The organism is Pontibacter chitinilyticus (assembly GCF_039748935.1).
Taxonomy (GTDB): Bacteria; Bacteroidota; Bacteroidia; order Cytophagales; family Hymenobacteraceae; genus Pontibacter; species Pontibacter chitinilyticus.
In genome coordinates this window covers 156,966-169,847 of record NZ_JBDIZJ010000002.1, presented here as the reverse complement: position 1 = coordinate 169,847, position 12,882 = coordinate 156,966, and the positions used below count along the sequence as shown (strand labels likewise).

Genomic DNA, 12,882 nt, shown 5'->3' with positions numbered 1-12,882 from the left:
GAGAGGCACTTCGGCAGCAAGTATAAACAGCAACGCCAGCTATACTTGTTTCCGTAAAGCCACAGTATGAAAGTGATGATCATAGGCGGTGGCATTGGCGGGTTGTGTGCAGCGCTTGCACTGCAACAGCAGGGGATAGAAGCCACTGTATACGAAAATACACCCGAACTAAAGCCTGTTGGCGCCGGTGTCGGGTTAGCAGCTAACGCCATACAGGGGCTGCAACGTTTAGGGGTAGCGGATGAGGTGGTGGCGCGTGGAAAGCAACTGACAGGCCTGGTGATGTTCGATGCGCAGGGCAAAGTCATCAGCAACATGGACACCCGGCCGCTGAGTCGCAAGTATGGCATCAACAATTTTGTGGTGCACCGCGCCGACCTGCACGCAGTGCTACACCGCCACCTGCTGCCGGATACTCTGGTGCTGAACAAGCGTTGCCAACGTATCAACCAGGAAAGCGGGAAAGTGACGGCTATCTTTACCGATAATACCCAAGCCACCGCCGACCTGCTGATTGCTGCCGATGGGATCAATTCTGTGGTGCGCCAGCAGTTGTTGCCGCACAGCAAGCCGCGCTATGCCGGCTATACCTGCTGGCGTGCGGTTATTTGGAATCCGGGAGTGAAAATCAACGAGATGATCTCTGCCGAAACCTGGGCACCGCAAGGGCGCGTAGGCATGGCGCCTTTACCCGACAACCGCATTTACTGGTACGCCTGCATCAATGCGCCCGAAAACGATGCCCGCATGCGGCAACTGACCCCGGCACAACTGGCGCAACATTTTGCCTCAGTACATCCGCCCGTACCCGCTGTGCTGGCCGCTGCCAAGCCCGAAGAACTCCTCTGGAATGATATTTATGATCTGAAGCCGTTGAACAGGTTTGCCTATGGGCGAGTGCTGCTGCTCGGCGATGCGGCCCATGCCACCACGCCTAATATGGGGCAGGGCGCCTGCCAGGCTATTGAAGATGCGGTGGTGCTGGGGCAATGCCTGGCCCAGGAAACAAGTACCGCTGCTGCGCTGGCAAAGTATGAAAAGCACAGGCTTGCGCGTACCGCAAAAGTGATTCGTCTCTCCAGAATGTTAGGAGCGGTGTCGCAGTGGCAGAACCCCGCCTTAGCAAGTATAAGGAATTCACTCTTTCGGCTGATGCCGGCCCAAGTTGAACAAAGCCAGATGGAGTGGCTGTACCGGGTAGGCTTTTAGGTATATTTGTAGTAGTTTCAACCCATGTAGCCCCAAGGGTAGCATAAAATTTTAAGCTAAAAGGCCTTTGGTAGAAGCTTACAACGCTTACATCTCAAGAATTACAAACTATGACAAAAAACCTGCTACTGTTTCTGTTGGCCGCTTTTGTGCTGCTTAGCTGCTCCAAAAGCAACGACAACCTGCGTGAAAAGCTGGAAGCAGCTGTAACAAAAGGCGAAGTTGGGGCCAAAGGGTATAAAACAGTACAACTGGCTGACCTGACAGACTTTGATTGGGACACGGTCTACTATTTCAATGAGCAGGAGGATGCCAAATACATCAGCGATGTGGTGGGGTTCCGATGGGAGGGGGCAGCAGTACCGCCGCAAAACAAACGCCTGTTGTTTGTAAAAGACGGTAAGGTGGTTTCCTATGTCGATTACAAATATCAGGATTTCCCTTTATTTGTGTATGGCTGCAACGAGGACCGCTGGATCTTCCCGCGCAGTCGCACCAACTTCGCCACGTTCAAATACTGTGAGCAGGACAGCGTGGTCTACCAGTTCATTCCGGTAGCGTGCGCTGAAAACCTGCGCGAACTGATGGGCCATTCGTGTCCAGATAAGGAAGCTACAGCCGCAAAGTAAAGAATTATTACTAGCGTAAATGTTTAGCGGCCATTCCTTATGCCTTGCAAAGGAAAGCTTTTAAACTTGGTGCATTAAACCTTGTGCTGTTAGTTTATACTTGCGATTCACGGAAACCTTAAAACTACAGCCTCTGTGGCACAAGTCTTTAGCGAAGCTACAACTTGTGCCACAGAGGCTGTAAGAATGTTAGCAGTTCGTGTTTTACCAACTTCAACGTATCTGCTGGGAACATTGATAAAACAAATTTATCCTCTCTTCAAACTACTTCCCAAAATCCTCATTCTTAGTGAAAGGTACTTTGCGTATCGTGAATTTTTCCTGCGGCGACTGTGCTCCGCCAAAGAGCTTGTCTAAGTGCGCATACAATACAAAAACGGCGTTGCCATAGCCCGTAGCGGTGGTCGGAAACTCAGGGCCTGTCACAAAGCTTTCTGTCAGGTTGCCGCTTTGCCAGTTGTCGGTACTTTTAAAGGAGAGCACTCTGCCTGTAGGTGCGCCTCCAGCGTTGTTTACCACAATCAACTGTTTACCATTAGGGCTCAGCAGTAGGCCGTCGGGTGCCTCAAGCGGCGCATTAAACGTTACTTTGCTCAGGTTAGCAGGATCTGACAGGGGGATTTTGTAAACCGCATTTTCAGCGGAGTAATTCACCAGCAGGAAGCCATCAGCATGATACGCGATGCCGTTGAAACCGAAGGCGCCGGGCGGTGTGGCAAAATCTTCGTCTTCAAAAAATACAGAGGCATGTCCCTCCGAATCTACTTTATAGATAATTGGGGAATAGCTGTCGGTCACATACGCGTTGCCCTGCTTGTCAAGCGCAACATCATTCGCGAAGTGCGGCATACCAGGGCGTAGCGCCCCCAGGTCTGCCAGGTATAACGGAGCGCCCGTTGCCAGGTCATAAATACCCAGTAACGCCGTCTGGCCTGCTGTAGCCGGCGTTGAGTTAGGCGTGCCTCCCGGATCGGCCCCGGCTACCAGCACTCTTTTCCTAGCCTCATCTACCTTTAGCCCAATGCTGGAAATAAGGCGGTTATCGGTGATGAATGGCTTGTAGTCGCCTTTATAACTTACAGTGCCGACAACGCCTGTGCTGACAGAAGAAATCAAGAAACGATGGTTCAGCGCATCGTGGCTGACGCCTTCCGGGTAAAGACCAACGTTGGTAACGGTAATGCTGTCAGGAATGCTTTTGGCGCCGGTGATATCGCCAAACAGATCTCCCAAGTCATCAGGAGAGCAGGAAACAGACACGAAGCCCAGCAAAAGAATAAATAGGTAGCAGATGCGCTTCCGGATGAAAACTGCTCCGGTTGTAGCTAGTTGTTTCATAGGTTTACGAGGTTAACTAAAAGAATAAAATAAAGAATAAGCTGGTAAATCATCCCTGTTGAAAAGGGGCAGCTTGCCTAAGTATACTACGCTGCCGGTATAGCCAGTCACTTCTCCGGAAAGATAAATGGCAGGAACTACATTATTTTAAGGAGAAATTAGCTTACCGCGGGCGAATACAAGTAGGTTAGATGCCTTTCAGGTATAGCATCCGTACTATCTTCTTTCATGCTTTAGCCGATGCGCCTGGATATAGCACCTGCTGAAAAAGGACACAGAAAGGCTGTTTTATTAAGTGCATTTGTAAGAATAGATTTGCTCTTGCAGCAATAAAAAACGGGGACTGAAAAGTCCCCGTCTGTTGGCTTCCGGACTGGGAAGTCCGGAAGAGCAAATCCTTATACTTGGTCGTGCTACGTGCATCGCAAAAATCTATACTAGTTCATGCCGTACCAGGTACTCGGCAATTTGTACGGCGTTGGTGGCGGCGCCTTTGCGCAGGTTGTCGGCCACGATCCACATGTTAATGGTGCGGGGCTGTGTTTCGTCTAAACGGATGCGGCCTACCAATACCTCGTCTTTGCCATGTGCGTCTTTCGGCATGGGGTACTGCAGGTTCTTCACGTCGTCTACCAGCACCACGCCTTCTGTCTGGTTCAGGATGCGGTATACTTCATCCAGCGTAAAATCTTTGGCAAACTCTACATTCACCGACTCCGAGTGGCCACCCATAACCGGAATGCGCACAGCTGTAGCCGTTATCCGGATGGAGTCGTCGCCCATGATCTTCTTCGTTTCGAGAATCATCTTCATCTCCTCCTTGGTATAGCCGTTGTCCTGGAACACGTCGATGTGGGGCAGCACATTCAGGTCGATCGGGTACGGATAGGCTTTCTCACCGTCTTTACCAGCGCGCTCGTTCATCAGCTGGTCCACCGCTTTCTTGCCGGTGCCGGTTACTGACTGGTAGGTGCTCACCACGATGCGCTTCATCTGCAGCTCCTGGTGCAGCTTGTTCAGCGCTACCACCATCTGGATGGTGGAGCAGTTCGGGTTGGCAATGATCTTGTCATCTTTGGTTAGCTCGTTGGCATTGATCTCGGGCACCACCAGCTTTTTGGTGGGGTCCATGCGCCAGGCAGAAGAGTTGTCGACCACAACCGTGCCGGCTGCGGCAAAGCGTGGTGCCAGCTCCAGCGAAGTGCTGCCACCTGCTGAGAAAATGGCAATCTGCGGGGCAGCGGCAATGGCTTCTTCCACTCCGATAACCTGTACCTGTTTACCTTTAAACGCCATCTGTTTCCCAACAGACTTTTCAGAAGCAACCAACAACAACTCTGTTACCGGGAAGTCACGCTCCGCCAGTACTTTCAAAATCTCACCGCCTACCAATCCGGTGGCGCCTACAACTGCTACTTTCATGTTTAAAGTTTATAATAGATAAATGGTTAACGTGCTAATGCATGAGGACAAGTATAAAAATGCCTTCAGGCCAGACTGAGGCTCTAAAGTTTGCTAAATATAGCCATAATTATTTATGTTCCCGTAAAAGTCCCAATGCTAAGCCGGGGCTGTTTCCCACGACTAGAAGTATGTCAAGCTGTACAGCGGCACAAAGGACCTCCTTTTGCTGTCTGAGTCAGCACCAGTGTTGGCCTGTACCCGGTACTCGCCAGCGCCGTGACATGTCGGCCTGCGCTTCCTGCTTTGCAAAGTAACTAAGTTTTCGCCACAAAATATGCAAATGAAACAAACTTTACCAGATGCTTTTGCAAATACAGCTCTTATTTCATGGTTTTACCGATACTTTTCCCAACTCCAGGTAAGTATAAAGTGTATGCCGGTGCCGTACTTTAAGCAGGGTAGGATCAAAGGTATAGCCGGACTGAAAAGAGCTGAGGCGGGCAGTAAGCTGAAGCGTTCCAATTACACAAAAGCTTACTGGCTGCTGCTGCTGTGGTTGCTTCCGCACCTTGCCGCTGCACAGCTACACGAAACTTTCTCCGATGGCGACATCACCCAGAACCCTGCCTGGCGTGGCAATACCGGCAGCTTTACAGTGAACGACGCGCAGCAGTTGCAGAGCAATGGCCCTGCCATAACGGGCACCACGTTATACCTGGCAACGCCCTCCCAGGCTGTAGTTGGCGTAGTGTGGGAGTTTTGGGCTAACCTGCAACTGGCCACCTCCTCTGGCAATTATGCCGATATCTACCTTATTTCCGACTCCGAGATACTGGACAGCGCTGCGACCAGTGGCTATTTTGTGCGCCTTGGCGGCACTCCGGACGAGGTGAGCCTGTTTCGGAAAGATGTCGGCAAGGCAGCTGTAAACCTTATTGATGGCGAAGATAAAACGCTCGGCAGCAGCAATAACGTGGTGCGTATACGGGTATCGCGGAGTATAAACTACGAATGGCAATTGGAAATTGACCTGACCGGCACCGGCGAAAACTACGTGCGCCAAGGTGCCGCCGCCGATAGCACCTACCGGCGCTCAGGCTACTTTGGCCTGCTGCTGCAGTATAGCTCGGCCAACAGCCAGAAATTCTTCTTCGATGATTTCAGCATAACTGACACTACAGTGCCTGCCATCAGTACGCTGCAAACCACAGATGCACAGGAACTGCTGCTGTACTTCAACGAGCCGCTGCTGCCGGAGCAGGCACAAAATACAGCTAACTATACCCTGAACGGAAGTATAAAGCCTATACTTGCGGAGTTGACAGAGGCGGGCACCGTACGGCTGGTCTTTGGCCAGAGCTTTGGCTTTGAAGGCAATCGTGTAAGTATAGCCAACCTGCAGGACCTGTACGGCAACAGCCTGAGCAGCCCCATTGAGCAAAGCTTCAACTTTATGCCATCAGCTGTGCTGCCCGGCTACAACGAACTGATGATCACCGAAATTATGGCCGATGAATCGCCGGAAGTGGGATTGCCGGCGCAGGAATACATTGAGCTATACAACCCCACTGATAAAGTGCTTACCCTAAATGGCATTCGCTATACAGATGCTACCGCTATGGCTGTTTTACCTGACGTGCAGCTGCTGCCGAAGGAGTATGCCGTAGTGGTGCCGGCGGCGCAGGTGGAGGCATTCAGCAAGTATGGCAAAGCGATTGGCGTCAGCAAATTTCTAAGCCTGAACAACAGCGGTGAGCTTTTACAGCTGCGTCAGCCAAATGGTCGGCTTATCTATGCTGTTGATTACCAGGACACCTGGTACAAAGACAGCGAAAAGCAGCAGGGTGGCTGGAGCCTCGAAATGATTGATGTGGCAAACCCCTGTGCAGGAGCGGGTAATTGGGCGGCTTCTGCGGATCCACGCGGCGGCACACCCGCACAAGCCAATGCAGTAGCAGCCTCCAACCCCGACAATACGGCACCCGTCCTTCTTACTGTCACAGCTACTGCACCGGACCACGTACTGCTGACCTTTAATGAGCGGCTGGACAGTGTGCAGGCGGCAAGTATAAACAAGTATAGCCTCAGCCCGGAGGTGCAGGTAGCCGCTGTGCAGGTGCAGGGGCCGCTGTTTACGGAGGTAAGCTTGCAACTAACGGAGCCACTGCAGGAGGGGGAGCTGTATACTGTCACTGCAACCAGTATAGTTGACTGCGCCGGTAACCTGCATTCGCAACCTATGCAGGTGACATTTGCGCTCCCTGCTGCCCCTGCGCCCGGCGATGTCGTTATCAACGAAGTGCTTTTTAACCCACGTGCTGGCGGTGTCGATTTTGTAGAACTGGTGAACCGTAGCAGCAAGTACCTGGACCTGCAAAACTGGCAATTGGCCAACATCAGCGGCGACAGCATAGCTAGTCGGAAAAAGATAACAGCAACCAGCTATATGCTGGCGCCAGGGCACTATGTGGTGCTCACTTCTGATCCCGGTAATATCAAAGTCAACTACCCAGCTGCCAAAGCAGAAACGTTTCTGAAAGTGCCTGTACTCCCGTCTTACCCCGACGATGCCGGAACGGTAGTTGTGCTGCAGCCTGATGGTCGTGTTGCCGATCAGTTCAGCTACAGTGCGCAACTGCATTTTGCTTTGCTGGACGATGTAAATGGCGTTTCGCTGGAGCGGCTGCGGCTAGAGGGGGCAAGTATAGCCGGCAACTTTCACTCGGCTGCTACCACGCTGCTGGCTACACCGGGTTATCAGAATTCCCAGTCGCAAGAGGGGCTGCCCGCGCAAGAGGCTTTTACAATTGTGCCGGAAGCCTTCTCGCCCGACGGCGACGGCTATGAAGATTTTACAACCATCAACTACCGCACAGATAAAGCTGGCCTTGTCGCTAACATCACCATTTTTGACTCGGAAGGGCGCGAGATCCGGAAGCTGGTGCGCAATGAGCTGCTTGCCGCCAATGGCTTCTTTCAGTGGGATGGCTTGCGGGCCGATGGTGCCAAAGCGAACATCGGCTACTATATCTTCTACATAGAACTTTTCGGGTTGAATGGAGAGCAGGTGCAGTACAAACAGAAAGTAGCAGTGAGCGAACGGCTTTGAGAACACCTATCGGGCAGCGGAACGCAAGTACAGACCGTCGTTAGCTTTGTGGCCTGACACAAGTAAGCCTCACCTGCTACAAACAGGTGAGGCTTACTTATACTTATTTAGATTCTTCTAAAACAGCTTAAACCAGGGTACGACGGATTGCATCATGGGCGTGTAGGAGCTCTCGTGCGTCCCACCCGGAATGGTAATAAAATTAAGCTGTGTCGCGCCTTGCTCGCTGAAGCGCTGGTACGTGTGCTTCGAGTTCTGGAAGGAGATAATTTCGTCTGCATCGCCGTGATAAAGACGCGTCGGGCTCTGTGGTGCCCAGTTGAGCAGGCTATTTTCTGCTAAGGCCTTTTTTAGCTGCTGCTCTTTTCCATCATCTTTCAAGCCATTGTAAAAGGCAGCGGTAAACAGCTTTTGCGGATCTATCGGGAGCTGGTTGTTAATTGCCATCCCATCTGTACTGCCATTAAATAGCTTTGGCAATTGCGAGGCATAAGGCTCCTGGAATATTTCGGTTAGCGGCCGCTTCCAGTCGTTGGTATAGTTGTAAGCTAGCAGGAGGTATGCCAGCGAAGCCGGAAAATAATACGGCTGGCCTGACGTCACAATGCCGAGCAGGCCAGGAACATCATACCCTCCTGCACCAGCAGCTGAAGCAGTTACCGTAAGCCCATATTCCGGGTGTGTTTCGATTTCCTTCTGTGCCGCCAGCGTTACATAGCCGCCTTCCGAATAGCCTACCAGAAATAATTTATCATTCAGGGCAAAATCTTTGTCTTTGCAAAAAGCTTTGGCAGCTTTAATCATATCGATGACTGCCAGCGCGGAGTGTTGCTGATCGAAGTAAGGGTGAAAAGCAGCTTTGGATTCCTGAAAACCGATGTAGTCGGGGATGAGTGTGATATAACCAGTGGCGGCCAGTAGCTGCTGGTCCGAAATAACGCTGTAGTTGCTGGGCGCCTCCTGGTTAGAGAAGATCGTACCGTGCTGCATACTTACCAGTGCAGCCGGTGAGGACATGTTCTTGGGCACGCATACCAGGCCCGAAGCTTTTATCTGTTTGCCCTGGTATGTAGTATAGTATACAAGCTTATAAATGGCAACATCATACTTTATATCCTTGCTGAAAGCAGCATATTCATTGGTAGAGGCGGCGGCTTTCAGATCGTGCTGATCCGCCTCCGACAGCAGCGTAGAAGCTGCATAAGCCGGTGAATCCGGGTCTGTGCCAGGATCTGTTGGTGGTGTTACAGCAGTAGGTGCGACATCATCTTTGTGGCAACTGGTGCCAGCCAGGGTTATTGTCAGCAACAAGCTGTATAGGAGCAGTAGTTTCTTTATCACGGGGAATTGAATTTATCTTAACATTTGTTGGCAATAGTGCCCTTGTAAAACGGAGCAGCAGCAGGTGTGGTATACCGCTGTCACCCAAAGCAGGCATACGCGCGGTGCTTTTTTGAGTAGGTGTTTTACGTCTAAAGTTTTATTTTGGATAGTAAAGCTGTTATCTTGCTTTCTTTTCTCCAGGCGATAAGCGCTAATTCGCTTTGAAAAAGAACATTAGTCACTTCAAAAATTAAGAGGGTGCAAGAAGTCGTTTACCTATGCCTGTTCGCGTTTCTGGCGGGCTTTATTGATTCAGTGGTAGGCGGTGGTGGCCTGATCCAGCTGCCCGCTCTGTTTGTGTTTCTGCCGGGCGTACCGGTGGCCACCATCTTCGGAACAGGTAAGCTTTCGTCTATCGCGGGCACCACTTCGGCAATGGTGCGCTATGTGCGCAGCGTAAAAATCAACTACCTGGCAATATTGCCGGCAGCAGCAGCGGCATTTGTGTGTTCTTTTCTCGGTGCCCGCGCCGTAGCGCATATCAACGGCGATCTGCTGAAGCCGCTCATTTTTGTGTTGCTGATATTGGTGGCAGTTTATACGTTTATCAAAAAAGACTTTGGCTCGCTGCACGCACCCAAGCTAACTGCTTCCAGAGAAACACTGTATGGGTTGGTGGTAGGTATGGCCATTGGTTTTTACGACGGCTTTTTTGGCCCCGGCACCGGGAGCTTTCTTATTTTCATTTTCATCGGCATCTACGGCTTTAACTTTTTGGCGGCATCGGCGGCAGCAAAAGTGGTGAATGTGGCCACTAACCTGTCGGCGCTGCTATACTTCGGCTACAAAGGTTATATTCTGTATGAAGTAGCCATACCCATGGCTATCTGCAGCGTTATCGGCTCGCAGTTAGGTACGCGCACAGCCCTTCGGCGCGGTACGGCCTTTGTGCGGGTGCTGTTTCTGATCGTCGTTTCCGGCATCATCTGCAAATTTGCCTATGATACCTATGGCTCCGGCGGCAGCGATTTTGCTAAACTAGCGGCTTCGGTGCACGGTTGGTTTGGGCGGAAAGGCTAGGGCGCACATTATTCCACCGGAATCGCACCGGCGGCCCAATACAGGGAAGTCTTCGCTTTGGCATACTTGGTGTGCAGGGTGTAGAGCTTTACCTGCGCCTCCAGAAACTTGGCTTCTCTTGCGTTGATCAGAAAGAGGGAGCTTTCGCCATTCTCGAAGCGGGTTTGCTCGCCGTTGCGTAGCGTAAGAGCGTTGGCTACCATGCGCTCCTGCAACTGAAGCTGCTCGCCTAATCCCTGTAACTCGTTATAAAGGCTCTGCAGGGTATTCTCCACCTCACGCTGTTGCTGCACCAGTTCCAGGCCATTGGCCTGCTGCTTCAGCTTCGTGAACTGCAGTTTGCCTCGTTCTTGCCGCAGAAAAAGCGGAATACTGAAGCTCATGCCCAGTTTATAGTTGCCTTGCAGGTGCTGCTGCTCCATTAGGCCCGGTTGCAGGTTAAAACCGCGTTGCAGCACATTGTACTCGGCATTTAGTTTGGGCAATAGCTTGTTAGCGGCATAGCGGCGCTCCACGTCCAGTTGCTCTCCCTTTAGGCTTAGCTTTTGCACCTCCGGATGATCTGTTCTGGCCGCCGCTAACAAACTTTGCAGCTCTTCCGGGCTAACTGTTGCTACCTCAGCCCCTGTAAGTGCCGGAATAGTGTTTTCCTGCAGTTCCAGCGGTACCTGGCTCTCTGCCCACAGGTGTACTGCCACTTGTAAGCGGGCATTCTGCAGCTCCAGTTGGGCCTGTTGCTGTAATAACTGACGGTCCTGCAGCGCCATCAGAGCCTCTACTGTGTCAATGGCCGCTAAGTCGCCTTCCTGCACCCGGGCACGTACTGCTCTCAGCCTGAAGTCTGCCAATTCCAGCGCCTCCTGGTACAGCTGAGAGGTGCGGTGCTGCAGCAGCCATTCCCAATATGCTTTAGTGGCCTGCAGCAGGAGTTTGTTGATGAGCTTGACTCGCTCTGCTTCGGCAATGCCCTGCATTAGCTTTGCCTGTTGTATGGTAGCGCGCCGCTCATCTATAAACAAGCCTTGCCCCAGCGGTATTGAGATGCCGGCATAGCCCAGGCCCTCAGAAGGAGTTTTGTTCTCTGGGTTCAGATATTGGCCGGAGTTCTGCTCAAAGCCGGCTTTAAGCTCTGGTCCAAACCACAAGGGCACCCGCAAGGTGTTACTCCAGAGGTTGTAGTATTCCTTTCCGCCAAACTCTTTGCGATAGAGCTTGCTGCTCAGTACCGGATCGAGGGTGCCGCGTGCGATGCGCAGTTCCTGTCTGGCCTGCTCCGGGAGCAACGCTGCCTGCGAAGCAATGGGGTGGTTCGCAAGTATAAGCCGGTGATATTGCTGCAGCGTGAGCACCTGCGCCGAGTCCTGTGCCTGCACCGTCTGGGCTATCCCGAAAGCAAAGAGCAGACAGCCGGTAAGTATAAAAAAGTATGGACGTAGCATCACTTCTTTTCTTTTGCTGTTTTATCGCTTTCAGCGGCTTCATTTCCCCTGAAATCTGCCGGGAAGCTGTTGAGTTGCCGCCACAGCTCATACCAGACCGGCACTGTATTGAGCATAGCCCAGCCATACACGCCGGAGCCGACGCGCAGTGCATCCGGCCAGGGCTCTCCGGCCGGGTCGGGCACCACAAGTATGCGGTATTTATTGTTCGTGCCGGCATAATCTATTACGGCTACTTTGCCACCGAACGTGCCGTAACTGGCACCCGGCCAGCCGGAGAATACCAGCGCCGGCCAGCCCTCGAACTGCAGGCGCATCTGATCCCCAACTTTTAGCAGCGGCAGGTCCAGGGGCTTGATGTACAGTTCGGCTGCTAGCTGCGGATCCTGTGGCATAATGGTGGCGATAGCTTCCCCTTCTTTGATCGTCTCGCCAATGCCGGCCTTTAACGTCTTTCCCACATATCCGTCCTGCGGCGCCACAATGTTATAGTAGCGGTTGCGCACTTCGGTGCTGCTATACTCGTTCTGTAGCTTTGAAATTTCAGCCTGGGTGCCATAGAGGTAAGAGCGGGTGGCGCTGAACTCTGCTTCGGCCTTGGCTGTTTTGTCGGCGTACTCGGCCTGTAACGAGTTGAGTTCTGTGCGGGCATTGCGAAGCTCGGCCCGGCCGGACGCCAGCTTGTTTTGCAGCGACACCAGCTTAGCCTGTGCTTCCTGTAGTTTCAGGCGGCGCTGCTCCAGTTCCGTCAGTGATTTAAGCCCTTGGTCATAGAGCCGCTGCTGACGCCCGAACTGGTCTTCCGCTATCTGCAGTTCCAGGCGCTGTGCCACCAGGTCCATGCTATCGCTTTGTAGTTTGAAGCTGGTCTGATCTACTTTGTTGCGGGCTTTCTGCAGGCTGTAGCGCAATCCCTCGCGCAGCGCCTGTATCTGCTGTGCCATAGCCTGGGCTTTCTCTTCAGTAGCACCGGCAGCATCTTTCTTAGACTGTACCTGCTCTCCTATTCGTTCCAGCAGGTCAGGGTCCAGGTACTTTTCTTTTATTTCAGATAAACTGGCAATCGTATCTCCGGCTTTCACTAGCTGCCCTTCCTGCACATGCCACTTCACTATGCGACCGGCGATAGTGGCTTCCACGGTTTGAGGCCGGTCCTGGGGCCTGAAAGCAGTCAGGCTGCCCTGGCTGCGAATGTTCTGCGTCCAGGGCAAGAAGAGGCACAGGATAAGAAGCAGGAAAATAGTGCCAATCCAGTAGGTTAGCACACGCCCCAACTGCGGCGACTGCACATGCTTGAGGGCCTCCAACTGGGCTTTGTCGTGCACGGGAAGTTGTTGTTTGGTTGCCATGG

Annotated in this window: 9 protein-coding genes; 4 read left to right on the top strand and 5 right to left on the bottom strand. The window is 52.3% G+C overall.

Annotated elements, in window-relative coordinates:
* The first annotated feature begins 66 nt into the window (after window positions 1-66).
* On the top strand, window positions 67-1,209 hold the full coding sequence (locus ABDW72_RS04325) for an FAD-dependent monooxygenase (RefSeq protein WP_347157233.1): 1,143 nt from the start codon (window positions 67-69) through the stop codon (window positions 1,207-1,209).
* A 110-nt stretch (window positions 1,210-1,319) separates the two neighbouring features.
* Window positions 1,320-1,838, top strand: a complete 519-nt coding sequence (locus ABDW72_RS04320) for a hypothetical protein (protein ID WP_347157232.1) — start codon at window positions 1,320-1,322, stop codon at window positions 1,836-1,838.
* A 264-nt stretch (window positions 1,839-2,102) separates the two neighbouring features.
* Here ABDW72_RS04320 and ABDW72_RS04315 read toward each other — a convergent pair whose 3' ends face one another.
* Window positions 2,103-3,176 (bottom strand): hypothetical protein, encoded by a 1,074-nt coding sequence (locus ABDW72_RS04315; RefSeq protein WP_347157231.1) that lies wholly within the window; start codon window positions 3,174-3,176, stop codon window positions 2,103-2,105.
* A gap of 432 nt (window positions 3,177-3,608) precedes the next feature.
* On the bottom strand, window positions 3,609-4,598 hold the full coding sequence (locus ABDW72_RS04310) for an aspartate-semialdehyde dehydrogenase (RefSeq protein WP_347157230.1): 990 nt from the start codon (window positions 4,596-4,598) through the stop codon (window positions 3,609-3,611).
* A 322-nt stretch (window positions 4,599-4,920) separates the two neighbouring features.
* Here ABDW72_RS04310 and ABDW72_RS04305 point away from each other — a divergent pair, with 322 nt between their 5' ends.
* Window positions 4,921-7,689 carry a lamin tail domain-containing protein gene (locus ABDW72_RS04305; RefSeq protein ID WP_347157229.1) on the top strand — a complete coding sequence of 923 codons (2,769 nt, stop codon included), beginning with the start codon at window positions 4,921-4,923 and terminating at the stop codon, window positions 7,687-7,689.
* Window positions 7,690-7,806: 117 nt separating this feature from the next.
* Here ABDW72_RS04305 and ABDW72_RS04300 read toward each other — a convergent pair whose 3' ends face one another.
* Window positions 7,807-9,030: a lipase family protein gene (locus tag ABDW72_RS04300; RefSeq protein WP_347157228.1), complete on the bottom strand. Its 1,224-nt coding sequence runs from the start codon at window positions 9,028-9,030 to the stop codon at window positions 7,807-7,809.
* Between the two features lie 240 nt (window positions 9,031-9,270).
* On the opposite strand from ABDW72_RS04300, the gene ABDW72_RS04295 reads away from it, so the two are divergent.
* A complete protein-coding gene (locus tag ABDW72_RS04295) occupies window positions 9,271-10,092 on the top strand; it encodes a sulfite exporter TauE/SafE family protein (protein ID WP_347157227.1) in 822 nt (273 codons plus the stop codon).
* 8 nt (window positions 10,093-10,100) lie between these two features.
* Here ABDW72_RS04295 and ABDW72_RS04290 read toward each other — a convergent pair whose 3' ends face one another.
* Window positions 10,101-11,531, bottom strand: coding sequence for a TolC family protein (locus ABDW72_RS04290; protein WP_347157226.1), 1,431 nt, complete (start codon window positions 11,529-11,531; stop codon window positions 10,101-10,103).
* Entirely contained in the window at window positions 11,531-12,880 is a 1,350-nt protein-coding gene (locus ABDW72_RS04285; RefSeq protein WP_347157225.1) for an HlyD family secretion protein, read from the bottom strand. Before ABDW72_RS04285 ends, ABDW72_RS04290 begins: the two co-directional genes overlap by 1 nt.
* Window positions 12,881-12,882: the final 2 nt, after the last annotated feature.

Excerpts from the sequence above, each read along its gene's own strand:
- ABDW72_RS04325 (WP_347157233.1), top strand. The coding sequence starts at position 67 with ATGAAAGTGATGATCATAGGCGGTGGCATTGGCGGGTTGTGTGCAGCG.
- ABDW72_RS04320 (WP_347157232.1), top strand. The coding sequence starts at position 1,320 with ATGACAAAAAACCTGCTACTGTTTCTGTTGGCCGCTTTTGTGCTGCTT.
- ABDW72_RS04315 (WP_347157231.1), bottom strand. The coding sequence starts at position 3,176 with ATGAAACAACTAGCTACAACCGGAGCAGTTTTCATCCGGAAGCGCATC.
- ABDW72_RS04310 (WP_347157230.1), bottom strand. The coding sequence starts at position 4,598 with ATGAAAGTAGCAGTTGTAGGCGCCACCGGATTGGTAGGCGGTGAGATT.
- ABDW72_RS04305 (WP_347157229.1), top strand. The coding sequence starts at position 4,921 with ATGAAACAAACTTTACCAGATGCTTTTGCAAATACAGCTCTTATTTCA.
- ABDW72_RS04290 (WP_347157226.1), bottom strand. The coding sequence starts at position 11,531 with ATGCTACGTCCATACTTTTTTATACTTACCGGCTGTCTGCTCTTTGCT.
- ABDW72_RS04285 (WP_347157225.1), bottom strand. The coding sequence starts at position 12,880 with ATGGCAACCAAACAACAACTTCCCGTGCACGACAAAGCCCAGTTGGAG.